Source organism: Dyadobacter sp. Leaf189 (assembly GCF_001424405.1).
Lineage (GTDB): Bacteria > Bacteroidota > Bacteroidia > Cytophagales > Spirosomataceae > Dyadobacter.
In genome coordinates this window covers 1,297,149-1,315,750 of sequence record NZ_LMPS01000001.1, presented here as the reverse complement: position 1 = coordinate 1,315,750, position 18,602 = coordinate 1,297,149, and the positions used below count along the sequence as shown (strand labels likewise).

Below are 18,602 nucleotides of genomic sequence, written 5' to 3'. Positions count from 1 at the left end.
GCGAGTAGTACAAATCAGAGCAATACAAGGAGTTTTGGGAAAAATATGATGGCGCCCACGATCACCGCCGAAATAGCGAGGATCAGCACACCGGCAGCCGCAGTATCTTTTACTACTTTGATCACCGGGTGATAGCCGGGTGACACGAGATCAGCCAGCTTTTCAAGCGCAGTATTAAATGCTTCTGCCGCCCAAACCAGGGCAATCTGAATGACAAGGATCATCCATTCCGTGGCTGAAATCTGGAATCCCACTCCGGCAGCGACTACGGCGAGACAGGCAATCAAATGGATTCTGGCGTTGTTTTCGTACCGGAATAGGTTGAAGATCCCGACACCGGCGAAGGTAAAACTGCGCAGTGCCTTACGGATATCGATGGGTCCCTTCATTTTGTTTTAGTTCTGCGAAAATGTGGAACGCAAAGTACAATAACATCAGCACGAACGAAAACGTGATGGTGTGTTTTATAGCCAGTGGATTTTGCATACTTTCAAAAATACCCCTTAACAAAGACACTGGTTTTGTCAGAATATCCCAGCTGTTCCAACGACCGTAGCGGCCAAGAAATACACCGAATCCGCTCAGTATCATCGAAAACAGGATCACAGTCCAGGCCAGTGCCTCATTCCAGCGTGCATTGATAATACGGTGTACAATGCGGATACTGTAGAGCCCGGCTAAAAATCCCGCGACCGAGAAAGTAAAGATCATCAGTGAGTCGTACCAGATGATATTGTCGCCGATCCCGCGCAAATGTTTCAGGTCCGTGATAATGTAAGGTGCATTAGGAAAGAACAGCAACCAGACAAGAAGGTAGCACATCAGCAGACCAAAAGGAGCCCGGCGCTGCGCTTCCATTTCGTCCACCCATTTAATAAAAATCAGGGGTACCCAGGCCAGAAACAGGTTCCAGGACAGGAAGACAAAATCCCAGTCGTGCAGCAAAATCCGAAACAACAATAAGCTCATTGCCGCAGCCGACACGAATGCGATCAATGCAATTTTCTGGTTACGCTGTAAATAGCCTGCTAGAATTTCCATTATCATAATTTTGATGATAAAATTGAAAAGTACTTTGAGCTGCAAAGTAAGTTACAAAATACCAGCTGACAATTATGATTAAGAATTTTTAATGAAAAACTAAGGAGTTGCTACTTGTTGTTTTTGGCAAATGCTTTCATCATCGCCCATTCCCTACCGGCTGTGGGCGCTTTGAAAGTTTCCAGACAGCCGCGGTCCTGCAATGTGATGTAGCAGGTTTTTCCATTACGGCCACCAAAGCAGATGTTGGAGACCTTTTTCCCGATCGTAGTAACTGTTTGAATGATCTTGCCTTCTGGTGAGAGGATCGCTACCTCGCCTTTTCCGTGCCGCGCGATGTAGAGATTCCCATTCACATCGCAGCGCATACCGTCCATTCCTCCATCTTCGAAATGATACAGCAGCTTTTTATTGCTTAGCGTACCGTCAGCAGCCAGGTCAAATACCCATACATTGCGCTGTACACTCTCATTGACATACAATTTCTTTTCGTCGGGGCTCACGTCTATTCCATTGGTGGTACCCATATTCTCCGCCGCGAGTTTCACCTTTCCATCTGGGGAAACGTGCCAGATCTGCCCTGTACCTTCTTTCCAGTTCGGATCTGAACAAAAAATGTTTCCCGACGCGGTAATCGCAAGATCATTAGGCTGGTTCATCTTCGGTTCATTGGCAAAAACCGAAATATTCTTCGTGATCAGGTCCACTTTCAGGATGTTGTGCCCGGTGAAGTCGGCCACGTAGAATGTGTTTTTATCCCCAAACCGGATACCATTGCCGGTACTTCCTTTCGGCAAAGTCACAAAAAAGCTTGCATTGCCTTTTCCATTCATGATCGCGATCGTACCGTCACGTGCAAAGTTTACAGCATATACATTGCCTTCATCGTCCACAGCAGGGCCTTCGCAATTACTGGTAAACTCGCCTTCGCTCGAAAATTTCTTGCTTTTGGTTTGTGCCCAGGCAATCTGAACAAATAATAAGAAAACGGTCGCGAAGAGAAGGATACGTTTGTTCATCGGGATGAATGCAATGATTTTACTGGTTTTTCCATTTGATCGGACAACCTACGGGTTTTGTGATGGTAGTTACCACGGGCTTCCCGCCAAGCAGGTTGTTCACGGCGTCTTCAACATACAGCTTTGTAACCCAGCCTGGATCCTGCGGATTGTCGTCGATCATGCCAATATAGCGTACAATAAACTTTGAACCGCTTTTTTGTACTACAAAAACCTGCGGTGTCCTGGCTGCGCCAAAAGCCCGGGATACCTGCTGGGCCTGGTCTGACAGGTAGGGATATCCGTAATTCTTGGACAATGCCCGTTCTTTCATTTTTTCAAAAGTATCATCAGGATGCGTACCGGGATCGCTTGGATTGATTGCTACAACAGGAAATCCCTGACCCGAAAACTTGCTGTTAAGCGCTATAATCCGGTCTTCGTAAGCTTTGGCAAATGGACAATGATTGCTTGTAAATACGACGATCAGACCTTTTGCATTACCATAATCATTCAGGGATACCGTATTCCCGTTCGTGTTTTTGAGCTGAAAACCTGCTACCGCATCGCCGATCTGGTACCCGCCTTGGCCTTGCTCATAGACAGCCGCTTCCCGCCCGCGCCGATCTTCGCCGTGAGATGAGAACGACAATCCCGTACATAGCACCAGGGAAATCCATAAACCAATTTTCATAATGTCGAATTTAAATGCATTCTCTATTGAGACGGAATTCCCGTGGAAAAGTAACAATCAGTACTGTTAATTTTTGTTAAAGACCGGCAAGTGCCACAGAAACAAAACGTTCGGGCGTCATGCAATCTTATAAAAGCCTTTTTGCAGGCGCATTCCGGGACCTGCTTTGTTGCTGGCTGCACAGGTAAATGTAACAAAAGACAACCAATACAGCGGTTTCCCTATTCAACGAACAAATAATATACGCAGGTACCCCTATCCGGGCTCAATAATATTGCTAAAATATTGTCATTCTGTGTTTAGCTGTTTATCTTTGCACCTCATTTTGAAACAGCTTACTTAATTTATTAACATGTACGCAATCGTAGAAATCGCAGGTCAGCAATTTAAAGTTGAAAAGGGTCGCGAAATCTTCACGCATAGGCTTGAAGGTGACGTGAACGCTGCACTTGTATTTGACAAAGTCCTTCTCGTTGACAACGGAGGCACAGTATCGGTTGGACTACCTACAGTAGCAGGCGCTTCTGTAAAGGCAACTGTCCTTGAACACCTTAAAGGTGAGAAAGTGATCGTCTTCAAGAAAAAAAGACGTAAAGGCTACCGCGTTAAAAACGGTCACCGTCAATATCTGACCAAAATCAGCATCGACGAGATCGTAGCTTAATGCAGCTTCCGGCAACAGAAATCGAAGCCGGAGTTTTATTCAATCAGGAAATAACAACTAATAGTTAAGATATCATGGCACATAAGAAAGGTGTAGGTAGCTCGAAAAACGGACGTGAATCGGAAAGCAAGCGTCTTGGAGTAAAATTATTCGGTGGTCAGGTTGCCAAAGCAGGAAATATCCTTGTTCGTCAGCGTGGTACCAAACACAATCCTGGCAAAAACGTAGGTATCGGTCGTGACCATACTTTGTTTGCATTGGTTGATGGTAATGTTGTTTTTCGCAAAACACGTGAAAACAGATCTTACGTTCACATCGAGCCGATCGCAGTTGCTGCTGAAACTACTGCTACTGCAGAAGCTTAGTTTTTAGTTAATGCTCTTAAAAAACCCGTCAGGTCCCGCACCTTACGGGTTTTTTCTTTTACAACAACCCAATGGAAAACCAAAAGCACGCTTTGCTTGTTTGAATTGAGTACAACCTATTTCCAATCATTCTACTGACATGCTTACACGTCCAGTTTTTGTATATACCGAATTAAGCCCCAACCCGAATTCAATGAAGTTTGTACTGAACTTCGAGCTGGTACCCGACGGGCTTTCTTTTGACTACCCTTCCCTTCAGGCCGCCCTTGAAGAAGGAAAAGCTTCTCCGCTTGCGTCCGACCTGTTTCAGTTTCCGCACGTAAAGCGCGTATTTATTGCCAGTAACTTCGTCACAATTACGAAAGATGACAACATTGCATGGGAAGATGTGTTGAGAGATACCAAGCAATTCATTAAAATATATTTCGAAGAAAACCACCCTGTTTTTGAACAGCAAACTATTGATAAAAATACCCTGATCGTAGATTCCCGCGATTCGGACACCGTGCAGAAAATCAAAGCAGCGCTAGACCAGTACGTGAGGCCGGCAGTGGAGTCAGACGGTGGAGCGATCAACTTCCATTCATTCAATGAAGAATCAGGCACTGTGAAAGTATTGCTGCAAGGCTCGTGCAGCGGCTGCCCGTCTTCTACATTGACATTGAAAGCAGGCATTGAAAACTTGCTGACCAGAATGGTACCCGATGTAAAAGAAGTAGTTGCAGAAGGCGTTTAAGCTTTTCCCGATTTCTTTTGGAAACCCTGTCGTGAGGCAGGGTTTCTTTTTTTTTAATGTTTTGTTAGTTTCAGGACATGAAGCAGCCGCTGCATCGATTTATTACAGAGATTGAAAAACTGCAATCCACGGGAGACAACTATTTTCCAGCAGGGATTTTTCCCGCGCAGCGGATTAACCCGCTGATCGGCTACAAACGGCAGGATACAACGATATTCTTCTCAGCCATTATCTGCTTTACACTGCAATCCATTCGCAGGCACGTTACCGGAGAAACCGCGGCGCAGATCGATCGTATTTGTGAAAAGATCATTGCCAACTATCCCGATTTCAGAAATAAAGACGGACTGAAAACCTACAATTTCTGGAAAACGAAACCTTCTAAACACTTCCCGAACGGTTACATTTTCCGCCGCTTCGAGCATTTCCGCATTCCCGACGACATAGATGACACTGCTTTCATCTACTTGACAAGTAATCCGACGCGGGAGGAACTTGCCTGGTTGAAAGAAAAGCTGGCGATACATTCCAATGGATACAAATTGTGGATCAGGAATACTTACCCCGAGTACCGGAACCTGAAAGCCTATTCCACCTGGTTTGGTAAGAATATGTATGTAGAGTTCGATGTGTGTGTGTTGAGCAACATGCTCTACTGTATCCATCAATACGGGCTGCCGCTCAATGAACACGACCACGCCAGTCTGGAATACATTCGCTCAGTAATAGCAACCGATCGGTACATCAAAGTCCCCTTTCGCTGCGCACACCAGTACCCGCGGACTCCGCTGATCATTTACCACGTGGCGCGTCTGATAGCTGCATTCGAACCTGCTGCACTTGAATCTGTCAGGATCAAGTTGATAGCCGATACGCAACAGCTGCTCACCACTTCCCTGCACGATATGGACTGGGTTTTGCTATCCATTTCTCTCATGCGGCTTGGTGTAGCCACAAAACGTATCCCGGTTGAGCAATTCAGCGCGAAACATTTTGAAGGATTCGGCTTTTTCATTGCCGGCCTTCTCACCGCCTATGAGAATCCGCTGCTTTATAAACTGTCTATATCTCCGCTCTTCCACATGAAATGGGTATGTGAAGCGCATTCGTGGACTTTGCTGGCGGAGTACGAAATGCTGTGGGCGCAGGTTGAAAATACTGCCGCCGACGTGTCAAACCAATTGAAAAAGTAACATGTCAGATTCGACGATATCCATAAAGGTCAGGCAGATTATCAAAGAGGCTGACGATGCAAAAACCTTTGTTTTCGAAAGAACAGATGGAAAGCCGCTTGTCTACAAAGCTGGCCAGTTCCTGACCTTCCTGATCGAAATGCACGGTCACGAAGTACGGCGCTCCTACTCCATGAGCTCGGCGCCTGATGTGGACACTTATCCTTCCATTACCGTCAAGCGCGTACCCAATGGCGAAATCTCGCGTTTCTGGATTGATCATGTTCAGGAAGGTGACATTTTCACTACCCTGTTTCCCTCCGGGAGGTTTGTGCTTGAAGAAAGTATTTCCGGCGAGCGCGACATTGTACTGATTGGCGCGGGAAGCGGAATTACACCCTTGTTTTCTATTTTGAAACAAACCCTCAGCGAGGGTCCACAGCTGCACGTAACGCTTATTTACGCAAGCCGTAATATAAAAACCACCCTATTTTGGCAGCAGATACTTGACCTTGAAAGCAAATACCAGGAGCGTTTCCGCGCTATTCACATTCATAGTCAACCTACCGATGAATGGAACGGGATCCGGGGAAGGATCAACAACACGCGGCTGGAACAGCTTGTAAATAAGTCGCTAAAATACAGTCCCGCAGACGCGCGCTTTTTTATTTGCGGACCATTTGATCTGATGCGCTCATCGGAGATCACACTCCATTTTATGGGGTTTTCCAAAGATCAGATCAGAAAAGAGAACTTCGTGATCACTTCCGCGCCCTCTCCCCCGCCTGAATCATACCCGCATAACATTGTGCTCAATTTCCGCGAAAAATTGTACCACCTCCATGTACCCGCGCATACAACCGTGCTAGATGCCGCGCTCGCCGAGGGTATTCGCCTTCCATATAGCTGCAAAGGCGGCCGCTGCTCTACCTGCGCAGGCATTTGCAAGACGGGCTCTGTCCACATGAGCGTAAATGAAGTTCTGACGGATAAGGATTTAGCGGAAGGCTGGGTCCTGACGTGCTCGGCCTACGTCGACAGCGACAATGTAACTATCGAAATTCCCTGACCCATAATGAGAAAGCGCAAGTCGGGCGGACTTACGCTTTCTCAGGATTTAGGATAAGTGGGTCTTAAACTTAGGAATTATTAAAATTTAGGAAATATAGAAAAGGTTAAAGGCGGATTTCAGGTATAAGAGCAAGGAACGTCAAATGCTATTTAGTTCTTAAACGTATTGTTCGAATGGACATTAATCAGAGATGTTAAACTTCGAAAATGACGAATAATCTTCTACTTGATTAACTGATTACAAAATTAATCGTAAAATTAGATTTACAAAGCGAAATTGTGAAAAAGTGCACGAACACGCAATAAAAAGTGACCATCGTTATCGTACACGATTTGACAACTGCATAATTGGATCCAGCACATAAATTTAGCTTGTAAATTCCACATTCCCTGTTTTGTTATAAAAAAGATTCGAAAAGTAATTATTAATCAGCCAATCAGCCAGTGATCCTGTTCCTGAAAGTGCTGTTAATTACTACTTTTGCATGCTTCACAGAAGCTAACTACCTCTGATTAAATTGTGAAAAAGAAAATCGTAAGAATAAAAGATATAGCCGAGCGTGCACAAACTTCCAAAGGGACTGTTGACCGTGTACTACACAACCGCGGAAGGGTTGCCGACGATGTACGGGAAAGGATATTGAGCATTATCAAAGAGCTGAACTACGAACCTAACTTCATTGCGCAGTCACTTAAATCGCAGCGTACCTATAATCTGGCAGTACTTGTTCCTGATCCGGCACTCGACCCCTACTGGCAGGCGCCACGCCTGGGGTTGGAGAAAGCAGAGAAGGAACTCCGGCAATACGGTTTGTCCATTACACAATTCATTTTCGATCCGCACGACGATCAATCTTTTATCGAGCGCGCGCAGGAGGTAACTGCCGAGAAACCCGACGGGCTGCTGATTGCACCGGTGTTTTACAAGGAGGTACTACCGTTTTTCAAGGAGTGGGCAGACATGAACATTCCGTATGTGCTCTTCAATACGCAGATCGAGCACGTTAATCCGCTGTGTTATATCGGGCAGGATTCCTACCGGAGTGGTTCGCTGGCAGCCAAAATCCTGAGTTTCGGATTGCAATCTTCCGGCAGTATCCTGATTGCGCATATCAATGAAGACATATCCAACTCAGCTCACCTGATCACCAAAGAGGAAGGTTTTAAAGATTATTTCAAAAGTCTCGGGAATGGAAGAAGCTTTGAGGTAATCAGCAGGGAAGTTCATTTTTCAGATGAAGAAGGTCCTGACCGTGAGCTTGACGCGATCAGAAGCAAAAACCCGGATTTGAAGGCGATTTACGTTACTAATTCCAAAGCCTTTGAAGTAGCGGCTTACCTGGAAAAGAACAGCCTGAAAGACATCAAGCTGGTAGGATACGACCTGGTGGAAGCGAACCTCGATTATCTCAACAAAGAGGTGATCCATTTCCTTATCAACCAAAATCCGCTTGGTCAGGGATACTGGGGAATACACCAGCTGGCTAATCACCTCGTATTTAAAAAAGAGGTAGCACCCATTAAATTCCTTCCGCTCGATATTATCACGAAGGAAAATCTGGATTACTACCTCGATCCGCAGTGACGAGATTTGTTAAAGATCTCCGAACTGTGCGTACATTTCTTTAAGCTTTGGCTCGGTTTCTTTCGCACGGATATCTTTTCTGAGTGCGGTGACACCCTGAATGTCCGTCAGAAGCCCTAGTGCCTGGAATGCGCCGAATCTGACAAAATAAGAGGAATTGTCCCGCGCCAGACCTTCAAGTACCGGAATGCTTTTCCGTTGAATATCCTGCTTTGACTTAATGAGGTATTTCCCAAACACCTGCAGGAAGTTATACTTCTCAGTAGGCTTCATCGCCCGCATTTTTTCAAGGAACCAGTCAAACCGCTCCGGCTGAGCTAGACCTGCGTAGTAGTTAGCAACCGACGTCACGATCGCGTCGTTGGGTGAGTTTTCAAACTGGGCAGCTATCTCGTTGGCATCATTCGGCTGTGACATCAGGTATTTTTCAATCGCAACGGATACCACCAGATAGGAACTGTCGCTAAGCGCCTCCTTAAAAATCGAATCACTGTTATTATCGCCAAACGAAGCCAGAGTAATAATCGCTTCGGAGCGAACCTGCGGATGCGGATCCTTGCGGGCCAGGCTCTGAATTTTAGTTTCAATGTCGGCGAAACCAGCGCCTGCATATTCGGCGAAATTACTCACCGCCATTTGACGGAATTTCCAGAACGGGTCTCCCATTGCCTTCTCGAGTATATTCTTCACCGTTGTGTCGGAGAGCGCGCCTTCCAGTTGAGACAACGCATCATACTTATGCAGAAAGCGATCTGCATTCAAATACTGAAACTGCATTTCAGGACGGTTTTTCTCATGCTCGATTACAGCTAGCAGCTGCGCGTCTGCATCAAATACAACCAGATCAGGCTTTTTGGCAGCAGGGAATTCCAGGGTTTGGCTTACTTTGTCAATCACCACATTATACTGGTTTTTTTTACCGCTCACCCACACATCCACTTTGAGCGGAAGCCGGTAAACAGTAGTCGCAAGTGTATCCTGAGCCTGTTTCACCTTCAATACCACCTTGCCTGTATTGGCCATATATTCCTGCTGTATTTTCAGGTTAGGGTGCCCCGGACGGTGGAACCACTGGTCGAAAAACCAGTTGAGATCTTCACCGGTCACTTTTTCAAATGCAGTTCTCAGATCATCAATTTCAACTGTTCCCAATGCATTTTTACGCAGATAGTATTTCAGGGAAGCAAAAAAAGCATCGTCGCCCACATACGACCGCAGCATATGTAAAATGCGCCCGCCCTTTGCATAAGAGTGGCTGTCAAACATATTCTCACGATCCTTATAAAAATAGCGGATCATTGGCACCTGCTTGGTCTCTGATTCAAGCATGTAACTCTTCATTTCCTGTAAGTTACCCCAGTCAGCTTCATACTTCCCGTCGTTATACTCGCTCCACAGGTATTCGGAATAATTGGCAAAAGATTCATTTAAAGGAAGTTGGCCCCATTCCTCACAGGTTACATAATCGCCAAACCAGTGATGCGCCAGCTCGTGGGCAATTACCGCATCCGAATTCCCGTCCACCAGCGAACGCGTATCATTTTGCACACCTTCTTCATGTACGGTAGCCGTTGTATTTTCCATCGCTCCCGCCACAAAATCGCGCACTGCTATCTGCGCGTATTTTTCCCAGGGATACTCAACGCCGAATATATTGGAAAAGAAACCCATCATTTCAGGAGTGCGGCCGAAGATCGCATGTGCATCCTTTCCGTACTTGGGCTCTACGTAATAACTTAATTCAAGCCCGTTGGGCATCATATCCTTGGCAACCACGAAGTCGCCTACTGCCATCATAGCGAGGTATGGCGCGTGGGGAATGGACTGTTTCCAGTGATCTGTCCGTGTTCCCTTTTTACCTTCGCTCTGCCCGATCAGCAGTCCATTCGACAGTGTCTTAAAGGTACTGTCTACAGTAATGTAAAAATCGTGGGTGAATTTCTGATTTGGCGCGTCGATAGTCGGGAACCAGCAGGAGCTGCCCTCGGTTTCTCCCTGCGTCCAAATTTGCCGCGGCTTGCCCTCGTCCAGCCCGTCTGCATTGATGAAGTACAATCCCTTATCGGTCTGACTATCGTCGGGCTTGTTTCTAGGCAGATCGTTTGGTTTGGCTACGTAGTCGATTTTAACAAGCAGCGTGTCATTTCGTGTGTAGTTCTTATCAAGCTTGATGATCAGCTTTCGTTTATCCTCATAAGTAAAATTCAGCTTTTTGATCACCTTTCCGGCAATTTCCTCCGTAGTAAGTGCGCCATAATCTCCGACAGTGTCCAGCATTGATACGCCTTTGATATCAAAACCTTTTGCATCCAGTTCCAATGTATTCTGGGGATGGAAGTGTGACTTGAATGCGATTACAGCCGAGGCAGGTACCTGCTGCTTGACCCAGTCAAACTGTACGTCAAGGCGCGTGTAAATGATATCGCTCTTTTTGGTACGTTCAGGGCGGTAAGGACCTTTTTTAGTGATAGAACCGGGATTTCTCCGGTAAACTGTATCAGCCGGAACCCGGTTATCAGGAGCGGCCGAGACGGAGGTCAAAAGTAAATTGAATGCAAAGATTGTAGCGATTAGTCGGCTCAAAAGTAAGGTATTGCGACCGGTCATATCTGCTTTCGAATTGTTAGCTGGGGAGTGATTCAAATTATCGAATTTAATAAGTCGTTTTCTGTTCTCGGAAGTACTTAAACGCGCAAAATAGCGCCCGCCTCGGCTGCGCGCCGGGCTGGTATGTAAGAGACTATCATGGTAATCATAACGACAACAATGCCTGTATAGAGTATATCTTCCCATATTAATTTGACCGGGTATGCATCCACCAGTGAAGTAGTCATTCCCATTGAAACAAAGCCGTATTTAATCTGTAACCAGCAAATCAGGACACCTCCGACTAAGCCGAATATTGCTCCGGAAAGCGCTACGATGGCACCTTCTGTCAGAAAAATCTTCCTGATCAGCGAAGGCGTCGCGCCAAGTGCATACAACATGGATATATCCTTTTTCTTCTCGATTGCCAGCATACTCAATGAAAAGAAAATATTGATTGCGGCAACTAAAATAATCAGGGACAGGGTAACAGCCACAAAAAGCTTTTCCATTTTGATCGCACGCAGCAAATCAGCATTCAGGGAATCCCGGTCTTTTACCACAAAATCCTTGCCCAACACACTCGCAAGCTGCGCGCTCACTGCCTGTTCACGAAATCCCGGACTTACATTGATCTCGATCGCCGACCTGTCACCCCGGTATTGCATCAGCGAATCGACCAGGTCCACCGGCGCGATCACGTAATCGTCGTAGCGGGTTTCTATAAAAAATACGCCACCCGGCCTCAACGCCAACTGATTGAAAGCTTCCGGCGAGGTGAGGTTCAGTGCCTTTGTACTTGTTCTGGGATATAGGAATTCGAGGGGTGTAAGAATGTCTTCCAGCGAAATAGACAATGCATTGCGGATACCTTCTGATACGATCGCATACGGAGTTCCATTTGTGCCGCGCAATGTTAGAGAACCTTCGATCATCGCCGTATCAAGTCTTTCCTGCTGCTCAAAAGTGCGGTCTACTCCTTTTAGACGAACAATAGTCTGCTGATGACCGTACCTTGCCAGCGCATTGTCCTCAATCACTTCGGTGATCACACTCACTCCATTCACCTTTTTAATGCTGGTGAGCATGGCAGGCGTAATCGTAAACCGCTTTCCGGCCGCCGGTGCTATTTTGATGTCAGAATCAAAAGTCTTGAAGATTTTCCGGTTAAGATCCTCCATTCCATTAAAGACAGAGAGTACCACCACCATTGCCATTGTTCCGACAGCCACGCCGGCCATCGCAATCCGGGCAATCAGGCTGATAAAACTTCTTTTGTTGCGCGAGAAAAAATAGCGAACGGCAATTCGGTAAGAAAGATCCATGACCGGGAGGATTGAATCAATTTGTTTCTTCTTCCTCGTCCGGCGCTGCAGGAGGTATTACAATATCGGAGAACAGCAGTTCCATTTTGGCCGCATATTCTGCTGTGTCATCCATGTAAAATTGAAGGTGCGGTACGATCCTCAGCTGGTGGCGAACACGCTCGCCAAGCTTCTGGCGGATAAAGCGCGTATTCTCCTTGATCGTTTCCAGTAAAATGGTCTTTTTATTATCCGGTAAAAAGCTCAGGTAGGCTCTTGCTATGCCCAGATCTGGTGTAACTCTCACTGCAGTAATCGTCACAATCGATCCGTTGATCAAATGCTGTGCGTCTTTTTGAAAAATCTCGCCCAGATCTTTTTGTATTTGCCTGCCTACTTTTTGTTGTCTTTTCGATTCCATGTGTAAATTCTTTATCGGAGAAGGGTCGCGTTTGCGGTACTCAGACTGTCTGCTTCTCAAGTTAGGGTAATGTAAACTACATTCCTAAATCATCCTTCCACGTTTTTCCAATGATCACAAATATCCGCACTTATTTTGTTTTTGTAGAATGCAGCGTTGTAATTTCGTAAAAGTTATTCCCGTAAGCTACATAATCCGCATCGTACTTGCTTAGTTTTTTCCGAGTCAATGCAAGGTATCAGACCATCAGCCTGGTAGTATTCTTCCTGCTGCTCCGCCTCCCCTTTTTCCTGGGTGGCGCACCCCTGCTGATCCCTGAACTGAGCTGGATGCTCGTGGGTGAACAAATGGGCCGCGGCTTCATGCTTTACCGGGATGTGTGGGACAATGTAAGCCCATTCTCGGGCTTAACATACTGGCTGATCGACAGCCTCTTCGGCCGCACGCAATGGGTTTATCAGATCGCCGCGATGACGGTATCCATTGTCCAGATCCTGTATTTTAACTATGTCATCCATTCGCGGGAAGTATTCCCCGAACGCACATTCCTGCCCGGGGCGCTCTACACCCTTTTCCTCAACATCTCCTTTGATATGGGTACACTTTCACCCATGTTGATGGCCAACACATTCCTGCTTTTTGCATTCGGGTCGATCGTCAAAATGCTGGTAAGGCGGGAGGTTACTACGCAGGTTTTTGAAATGGGGCTCTATATCGGGATCGCGACCTTGTTTTATCTGCCTGCATCTCTGTTTGTAATCTGGGCGTTTCTGGCGCTGCTGTTCTACACGGGCTCCACGATCCGACACCACTTACTGGGTCTTTTCGGCTCCCTGTTTCCATTGTTAATGGTCGTGCTCTTTTTCTATCTGAACAACGGCATTGAAAGCTTGAACAGGAACCTGCTTACTTCGGTGTTTCAGGTAAAACAATATAACCTCAACGATTTCTCGTCGCTGCTTGCTTCACTCTTGCTGCCGCTTGGTTTCGGGATCATGGGCTTTATGCGGATATTCACCACGCTTAGGTTTGTCAACTATCAAACCCGCATTCAGCAGGTAATGGCGCTGTGGTTCATTGTCGCGGTATTTACAATTCCGCTCATGCAGTTTCTGGCTCCTATGCAGTTTGTGATCTTCATTCCGCCAGCTGCATTCTTTGCTACCCATTATTTTCAGAGTTTCAAGAAAAACAGCTGGGCCGACGAGCTGCAATTCACCTTAATGGGTGCGGTGATTATTTTGATTCAGTACCAGGGACTACGGGGAATTATTCCGGGTATTTCAATGGGAAGACTGGAAAACCTGCGCACCAAGCCGGCTAACCTGCCTGAACAGATTACCGGGAAACGCATTCTTGTTTTGGGAAGTCACTCAGGAGAGTATATCGATAACTACACCGCCACACCCTACCTGAACTGGGAATTGGCGAGCTACGATTTGCGAAGCCTGGATAACTTCGACAGCGTGATCCATGTTTATGATAATTTCAAAAAGGACCCGCCGGATTACGTGATCGACAAAGTGAATTTAATGCCGAAACTGCTCAGCAGAGTTCCGGCATTACAGAAGCAGTATAAGCTGAGCCCCTGGAAAGGCATTTACGAACGCACCAACTAGCAAGCGATTTTATTAACCCGCGTCTGGTGACGGCCGCCTTCAAATTCGGTAGCCAGGAAAGCTTCCAGGCTCGCCAATGCGGTTTCCAGCTCCATAAAACGTACCGGAAAGCAGATTACATTGGAATCATTGTGCTGCCTCGTCAATGCTGCCAGCGGAGTATCCCACACCAATGCAGCGCGGATTCCCTGGTGTTTATTGGCAGTAATGCAAACCCCCTGGCCGCTTCCGCATAGTAAAACCCCTTTTTCAAACTCGCCGCTTTCAACAGCACTGGCAACAGGATGTGCGAAATCTGCATAGTCTGCAGAGTCAGGGCTGTAAGTCCCGAAATCCTTGGTTTCGAAACCATTTGCAGTCAGCCATTCAATGATCGGTTCTTTGTATGGAAATCCGGCGTGATCTGAACCAATAGCAATTTTTCTCATTACTTTTCTGTTAATTAAGGCCCGTCTTTTGCAGACGGTCGGGTGAATAGCGAGCGGCTCCAAGGCACGCTTGTAATACAAAAATACCATTATATGGTTTAACAATTAAATGGAGTTTAGAATATGAGTGATATGAGTGAACAAACAAAACCAACCAATGCAGAGTTGGTTGACGTTTCCCTTCTTAATCCGGCAGTGCCCGAAGATGAAAAAAGGATCAAGGAAGCATTTGAAGACAGGAACTGGAATGAAATAAAAAGTGCCGATTCGTGGGTTATATTTAAAGTAATGGCCGAGTTTGTGGAAGGGTTTGACAAACTGGCCAAGATCGGCCCCTGCGTTTCCCTTTTCGGTTCGGCGAGGACATTGCCAGATAACCCGCATTACAAAACAGCTGAGGAAATCGCTGCAAAGCTGGTAAGGCACGGGTACGGGGTGATCACCGGTGGTGGGCCGGGTATCATGGAAGCGGGTAACAAAGGCGCATCCGAGCAAGGCGGTAAGTCTGTCGGGCTCAATATTAAATTGCCTTTTGAACAGCACAGCAACATTTACATTGACCATGACAAGAGCATCAACTTCGACTTCTTCTTTGTGAGGAAAGTAATGTTTGTCAAATACTCACAAGGTTTTGTAGTGATGCCGGGCGGTTTTGGTACGCTGGATGAGCTTTTTGAAGCATTAACCCTGATCCAAACCAAGAAAATCGGCCGCTTCCCGATCGTGCTGGTTGGAAGTTCTTACTGGACCGGGCTGCTGGACTGGATCAAAGGCACAATGCTCACGGAGCGGAATATCAATGCGGAAGATCTGAAACTGATCAGCGTTGTAGATACACCCGACGAGGCTGTGAAGGTGATCGATACATTCTATTCCAAATACCTGCTGAAACCTAACTTTTAATGGTTCAGTAGTCGAGGTAAGGCTCTATTTTCCGCAGTTGCTCCTCGTCAAGTATTTTTACATTGCGCAGATCGGCGCTGTTTTTAAAGCTTCCATGCTGGTTACGGTAATTGATAATTACTGAAACCAGCTTTTTGTTTTTCATATAGCTGTGACTTCCCAGTTCAGCAGCAGTCGCCGTATTGATATTGATCCTTTTCACCCCGGTCGATATCACCGCATATTTGTCAAGCTCACCCAACGCAATCGAATCAAGACCGAAGATTTCGGCAAACTGGCTCTTCGAATGAAACCCGCCAAGTGCATCGCGAAACTTCAATATCCTTACAGAAAGTTTGGTACCAATGCCGCGCAGCCTGACGAGCTGGGCAGTATCCGCAGTATTGATATCAAAGGAAGCGATAACGGGAGGCGTAAATTTCCGTGTTCCTTCTCTGGCTTTATTGACATTTTCAGGTGCATTTGAGAAGTTACTTTTTGAAGTCAATGCAGTGTTGTTATTCTTTATTTCAATGAAAGGAACCAGCTTCTGAAACAGCTCCGGCGGAAAATCATAGATGTGCAGCAGGTCCTCCTTTTTCCTGAACTTCCCTCCTTTTGACCTGAACTTATCTATCCTTTTGGCCAAAAACATTGGTATTCCCAGCTCAGCAAGCTGCTCCACAGTAGCCGCATTCGGGTCAAATGCAAACAGATGGGCTGGTTTGGCAGGTTTTTCGTACTGCTGGCGCGACTTCTTTTTCTGTTCCTTAAACCTGGCTTTGTTTTCAGTTTCAATGTCGGCCACAATGCTATCCAGCTTCGCCTCGCTCAACGGCGCCGGACCGGGCGGGAAAAGCGGGAGTATATACCTCCTGAATAAAAAGGGAAACCAGATAACCAGCGCGCAAAGCACCATCAATGCGATCGCGCCGCGTGCCTCCTTTCTTGAAATCCCAAAGAAATCCTGAATCTGCTCCGTCAGTTTTTTAAACATATGTCAAAAGCGCTTTTCCCTTTTGACGTCCGGAATTCATTTTGGTATCGGTCAAAAAAACAAAAAAACGTCAGGCGATAAACCCGACGTTCTTTCGTAATGCTTTTGTATGGATCAATTTACATAAACGCTGCCGCTGCTGGCTGATAATGTGACAGGAATGCCGCCGCCATTCATTTTACCGCGAACATATTCCTTCTCAGCGCGACCATCGAAATTTTTCAAAGGGATGGAGACTTTGTTTCCTTTCAGGTTCAGGTCCATTCCCGCGTCCATCGGCATAGTTACGCGCACGCTTCCGGCGGAGCTGGATATATCCACGTACTTGCCCAGCTTGGTGAGTTCCACTTCTACGCTGCCCGCGCTTGTGCTTGCCTTGATACTGCCCGAAACATTTGCCAGCCGCACAGAACCGCCCGAAGTTCCCGTATCCAATGCGCCGCTGATATCGTCGCCTTTCACACTGCCGCCGCTCGTATGCGCCACTACATCGCCATTGATGCTGTTGAGTGTGATACTGCCTCCGGAGGTATTCAGTTCAATTTTGCCTTTCAGTCCGGTTGCCTTGATGCTGCCGCCACTGGTTTCAAGGTCGATTTCGTTAGTGCAATTTGTTACGTCAATGCTCCCGCCGGAGGTACGTCCGTGTATCATTCCGCTCAGATCTTCCACTTTCAGGCTTCCTCCGCTTGTCTGAAAATTCTGCTCACCGGTTAAGGAAGCGATCTTAATGCTGCCTCCGCTGGTTTTCAGATTAGTTGCTACATTCCTCGGCGCATATACTTTGAACCCGATCGAAATGCTCTTTTTGTCGTTCCAGGTAGTACCCGATTTCCGCTTGGCCGTAGCCACAACCTTGTTCCCCTCTGTTCCGATCAGGATATCGTAATCTTCAAGCCGGTCTTCAATTTCATCTTTCGATAGCTCGTCTTTTCCATTCCAGTTATTTGGTTTTACAAACATATCTACCTTAAAACCATCACTTCGTCCGCCAGTCACGGAAATGGATCCTCCCGAAGTTTCAACAACAAGCTCTTTCAAAGATGAGCTTGTGAATTTTTTGGAAACGTAAGGCTGCTCGCTGTCAGACTGCGCCAAAGCGCCCGTTGCCAGCAACAATGGAAATACGATCAGAAGTAAATGTCTTTTTTTCATGATTATCAGATGTTTGCTCAATGATGCTGAAAACGAAGAAGAAGTTGCGCGGTTCCGAATAAATCAATGGTAACTGCAAATCTTTGTTTGTTTCAATGAATGCTCAATAATTGAGCCACCATTTAAGTATCTGTTGGACAGAAACTTACACCATAAGTACTGTTCATATCCGGACAATTTCAAAGCACAATGCCCACTGAACCAGTACAACAGTAACCAGCGGGTACGATTTTTGAGATTTTAATTTCAAACTCAAAAAGCTTATGAAAACTTACCAAATCCAGGTTAATGATACAGACAATGCACTGGTAACCAAAATCCTGCAAACTCTGGAACAAAGAGGCCTGATTACCCTGCACATCGACAACCAGTATGAACATCATGAAAAAGCAACACCTGCCACAGAGGAGCAGGTGCAGGAAATTATAGATGAGGCAGAATTAGGCCCCTATTATTCTGAGAAAGAGGCGAAGCAGATCCTGAACTTGTAATTATTTTTTGCGGATTGAGATTACCTTGATTTCATCAAAAGTACCCGTTTTACCCCAGCCGCATTGAACAGCGGCTTTTTTTCCGGTTTTACTGTACTTTAATTGTACCGGCGTGAAGCTGTAATACTCTTTAATAATCCCCAGCTCTGCCTCAATTGTCTTGCGCGAAGCTTCATCTGGCAAAAGAGAATAGGTACTATCCTTGGTGGAAACGCTGAAATGCCACGAACAACCGTCTGACGCCAGCTGATTGGTCCAGGTTGCTTCCACTTCCACAACTTCGTCATCAAGCACGCTGCTTTCATCGTGGCAGCCTATCCAGGCAAGCAGGCCGAAAAGTACAATGAGGATTTTCATTTAGTAATAAGTTTACAGGTTTGCTGAAAGACGTAC

General features: G+C 46.3%; 20 protein-coding genes. 9 read left to right on the top strand and 11 right to left on the bottom strand.

The window, feature by feature from the left end:
- Positions 1 to 14: 14 nt before the first annotated feature.
- The 4 genes from ASG33_RS05585 to ASG33_RS05570 all read right to left on the bottom strand — a co-directional run bounded on the left by ASG33_RS05585 (position 15) and on the right by ASG33_RS05570 (position 2,733).
- Positions 15 to 389 carry a diacylglycerol kinase family protein gene (locus ASG33_RS05585; RefSeq protein WP_056281208.1) on the bottom strand — a complete coding sequence of 125 codons (375 nt, stop codon included), beginning with the start codon at positions 387 to 389 and terminating at the stop codon, positions 15 to 17.
- Positions 364 to 1,041 (bottom strand): DUF1361 domain-containing protein, encoded by a 678-nt coding sequence (locus ASG33_RS05580; RefSeq protein WP_157474582.1) that lies wholly within the window; start codon positions 1,039 to 1,041, stop codon positions 364 to 366. Before ASG33_RS05580 ends, ASG33_RS05585 begins: the two co-directional genes overlap by 26 nt.
- 110 nt (positions 1,042 to 1,151) lie before the next feature.
- Positions 1,152 to 2,060 carry an SMP-30/gluconolactonase/LRE family protein gene (locus ASG33_RS05575; RefSeq protein WP_056281205.1) on the bottom strand — a complete coding sequence of 303 codons (909 nt, stop codon included), beginning with the start codon at positions 2,058 to 2,060 and terminating at the stop codon, positions 1,152 to 1,154.
- Between the two features lie 19 nt (positions 2,061 to 2,079).
- On the bottom strand, positions 2,080 to 2,733 hold the full coding sequence (locus ASG33_RS05570; RefSeq protein WP_056281203.1) for a thioredoxin family protein: 654 nt from the start codon (positions 2,731 to 2,733) through the stop codon (positions 2,080 to 2,082).
- A 352-nt stretch (positions 2,734 to 3,085) separates the two neighbouring features.
- On the opposite strand from ASG33_RS05570, the gene rplU reads away from it, so the two are divergent.
- The 6 genes from rplU (at position 3,086) to ASG33_RS05540 (ending at position 8,326) form a co-directional block, all read left to right on the top strand.
- Positions 3,086 to 3,397 (top strand): 50S ribosomal protein L21, encoded by a 312-nt coding sequence (rplU, locus tag ASG33_RS05565; RefSeq protein ID WP_056281202.1) that lies wholly within the window; start codon positions 3,086 to 3,088, stop codon positions 3,395 to 3,397.
- A 74-nt stretch (positions 3,398 to 3,471) separates the two neighbouring features.
- The gene (rpmA, locus tag ASG33_RS05560) at positions 3,472 to 3,762 is read left to right on the top strand and encodes a 50S ribosomal protein L27 (protein ID WP_031525912.1); all 291 of its coding nucleotides are present in this window, start codon (positions 3,472 to 3,474) and stop codon (positions 3,760 to 3,762) included.
- A 139-nt stretch (positions 3,763 to 3,901) separates the two neighbouring features.
- Positions 3,902 to 4,498: a NifU family protein gene (locus ASG33_RS05555; protein ID WP_056281199.1), complete on the top strand. Its 597-nt coding sequence runs from the start codon at positions 3,902 to 3,904 to the stop codon at positions 4,496 to 4,498.
- Between the two features lie 77 nt (positions 4,499 to 4,575).
- Positions 4,576 to 5,691 carry a hypothetical protein gene (locus tag ASG33_RS05550; protein WP_056281197.1) on the top strand — a complete coding sequence of 372 codons (1,116 nt, stop codon included), beginning with the start codon at positions 4,576 to 4,578 and terminating at the stop codon, positions 5,689 to 5,691.
- 1 nt (position 5,692) lies between these two features.
- Positions 5,693 to 6,739: a ferredoxin--NADP reductase gene (locus tag ASG33_RS05545; protein WP_056281195.1), complete on the top strand. Its 1,047-nt coding sequence runs from the start codon at positions 5,693 to 5,695 to the stop codon at positions 6,737 to 6,739.
- Positions 6,740 to 7,261: 522 nt separating this feature from the next.
- Complete coding sequence (locus ASG33_RS05540) at positions 7,262 to 8,326, top strand: substrate-binding domain-containing protein (protein ID WP_056281193.1); 1,065 nt, start codon at positions 7,262 to 7,264, stop codon at positions 8,324 to 8,326.
- 9 nt (positions 8,327 to 8,335) lie between these two features.
- Here the strand turns inward: ASG33_RS05540 and ASG33_RS05535 are convergent, their stop codons facing one another.
- Genes ASG33_RS05535 through rbfA form a run of 3 tightly spaced genes read right to left on the bottom strand, consistent with a single transcriptional unit; the run spans position 8,336 to position 12,637 of the window.
- Positions 8,336 to 10,969 (bottom strand): M1 family metallopeptidase, encoded by a 2,634-nt coding sequence (locus ASG33_RS05535; RefSeq protein WP_229238565.1) that lies wholly within the window; start codon positions 10,967 to 10,969, stop codon positions 8,336 to 8,338.
- 41 nt (positions 10,970 to 11,010) lie between these two features.
- A complete protein-coding gene (locus ASG33_RS05530) occupies positions 11,011 to 12,237 on the bottom strand; it encodes an FtsX-like permease family protein (RefSeq protein WP_056281189.1) in 1,227 nt (408 codons plus the stop codon).
- A gap of 16 nt (positions 12,238 to 12,253) precedes the next feature.
- Positions 12,254 to 12,637: a 30S ribosome-binding factor RbfA gene (gene rbfA / locus ASG33_RS05525; RefSeq protein ID WP_056281187.1), complete on the bottom strand. Its 384-nt coding sequence runs from the start codon at positions 12,635 to 12,637 to the stop codon at positions 12,254 to 12,256.
- A 206-nt stretch (positions 12,638 to 12,843) separates the two neighbouring features.
- On the opposite strand from rbfA, the gene ASG33_RS05520 reads away from it, so the two are divergent.
- A complete protein-coding gene (locus ASG33_RS05520) occupies positions 12,844 to 14,256 on the top strand; it encodes a hypothetical protein (protein ID WP_056281185.1) in 1,413 nt (470 codons plus the stop codon).
- On the opposite strand, the gene rpiB is transcribed toward ASG33_RS05520, so the two are convergent.
- A complete protein-coding gene (gene rpiB / locus ASG33_RS05515) occupies positions 14,253 to 14,684 on the bottom strand; it encodes a ribose 5-phosphate isomerase B (RefSeq protein WP_031525927.1) in 432 nt (143 codons plus the stop codon). The two genes, ASG33_RS05520 and rpiB, sit on opposite strands and share 4 nt — an antisense overlap.
- A 132-nt stretch (positions 14,685 to 14,816) precedes the next feature.
- On the opposite strand from rpiB, the gene ASG33_RS05510 reads away from it, so the two are divergent.
- Positions 14,817 to 15,587, top strand: a complete 771-nt coding sequence (locus ASG33_RS05510) for a TIGR00730 family Rossman fold protein (protein WP_157474580.1) — start codon at positions 14,817 to 14,819, stop codon at positions 15,585 to 15,587.
- Between the two features lie 4 nt (positions 15,588 to 15,591).
- Here ASG33_RS05510 and ASG33_RS05505 read toward each other — a convergent pair whose 3' ends face one another.
- Together ASG33_RS05505 and ASG33_RS05500 are read right to left on the bottom strand one after the other, a co-directional pair.
- Entirely contained in the window at positions 15,592 to 16,563 is a 972-nt protein-coding gene (locus ASG33_RS05505; protein ID WP_056281184.1) for a helix-hairpin-helix domain-containing protein, read from the bottom strand.
- A gap of 114 nt (positions 16,564 to 16,677) precedes the next feature.
- Positions 16,678 to 17,718: a DUF4097 family beta strand repeat-containing protein gene (locus ASG33_RS05500; protein WP_056281182.1), complete on the bottom strand. Its 1,041-nt coding sequence runs from the start codon at positions 17,716 to 17,718 to the stop codon at positions 16,678 to 16,680.
- Between the two features lie 263 nt (positions 17,719 to 17,981).
- Between ASG33_RS05500 and ASG33_RS05495 the strand changes: the two genes are divergently transcribed.
- Positions 17,982 to 18,209, top strand: coding sequence for a hypothetical protein (locus ASG33_RS05495; protein ID WP_056281180.1), 228 nt, complete (start codon positions 17,982 to 17,984; stop codon positions 18,207 to 18,209).
- On the opposite strand, the gene ASG33_RS05490 is transcribed toward ASG33_RS05495, so the two are convergent.
- Entirely contained in the window at positions 18,210 to 18,566 is a 357-nt protein-coding gene (locus ASG33_RS05490) for a hypothetical protein (RefSeq protein ID WP_056281179.1), read from the bottom strand.
- Positions 18,567 to 18,602 lie beyond the last annotated feature (36 nt).

Bases quoted from the DNA above. Each gene is read 5' to 3' on its own strand.
- ASG33_RS05510 (WP_157474580.1), top strand. From the start codon at position 14,817: ATGAGTGAACAAACAAAACCAACCAATGCAGAGTTGGTTGACGTTTCC.
- ASG33_RS05500 (WP_056281182.1), bottom strand. From the start codon at position 17,718: ATGAAAAAAAGACATTTACTTCTGATCGTATTTCCATTGTTGCTGGCA.
- ASG33_RS05550 (WP_056281197.1), top strand. From the start codon at position 4,576: ATGAAGCAGCCGCTGCATCGATTTATTACAGAGATTGAAAAACTGCAA.
- ASG33_RS05490 (WP_056281179.1), bottom strand. From the start codon at position 18,566: ATGAAAATCCTCATTGTACTTTTCGGCCTGCTTGCCTGGATAGGCTGC.
- rpmA (WP_031525912.1), top strand. From the start codon at position 3,472: ATGGCACATAAGAAAGGTGTAGGTAGCTCGAAAAACGGACGTGAATCG.
- ASG33_RS05545 (WP_056281195.1), top strand. From the start codon at position 5,693: ATGTCAGATTCGACGATATCCATAAAGGTCAGGCAGATTATCAAAGAG.
- ASG33_RS05585 (WP_056281208.1), bottom strand. From the start codon at position 389: ATGAAGGGACCCATCGATATCCGTAAGGCACTGCGCAGTTTTACCTTC.
- rplU (WP_056281202.1), top strand. From the start codon at position 3,086: ATGTACGCAATCGTAGAAATCGCAGGTCAGCAATTTAAAGTTGAAAAG.
- rpiB (WP_031525927.1), bottom strand. From the start codon at position 14,684: ATGAGAAAAATTGCTATTGGTTCAGATCACGCCGGATTTCCATACAAA.
- ASG33_RS05495 (WP_056281180.1), top strand. From the start codon at position 17,982: ATGAAAACTTACCAAATCCAGGTTAATGATACAGACAATGCACTGGTA.
- ASG33_RS05570 (WP_056281203.1), bottom strand. From the start codon at position 2,733: ATGAAAATTGGTTTATGGATTTCCCTGGTGCTATGTACGGGATTGTCG.
- ASG33_RS05580 (WP_157474582.1), bottom strand. From the start codon at position 1,041: ATGGAAATTCTAGCAGGCTATTTACAGCGTAACCAGAAAATTGCATTG.
- rbfA (WP_056281187.1), bottom strand. From the start codon at position 12,637: ATGGAATCGAAAAGACAACAAAAAGTAGGCAGGCAAATACAAAAAGAT.
- ASG33_RS05530 (WP_056281189.1), bottom strand. From the start codon at position 12,237: ATGGATCTTTCTTACCGAATTGCCGTTCGCTATTTTTTCTCGCGCAAC.
- ASG33_RS05505 (WP_056281184.1), bottom strand. From the start codon at position 16,563: ATGTTTAAAAAACTGACGGAGCAGATTCAGGATTTCTTTGGGATTTCA.
- ASG33_RS05555 (WP_056281199.1), top strand. From the start codon at position 3,902: ATGCTTACACGTCCAGTTTTTGTATATACCGAATTAAGCCCCAACCCG.
- ASG33_RS05575 (WP_056281205.1), bottom strand. From the start codon at position 2,060: ATGAACAAACGTATCCTTCTCTTCGCGACCGTTTTCTTATTATTTGTT.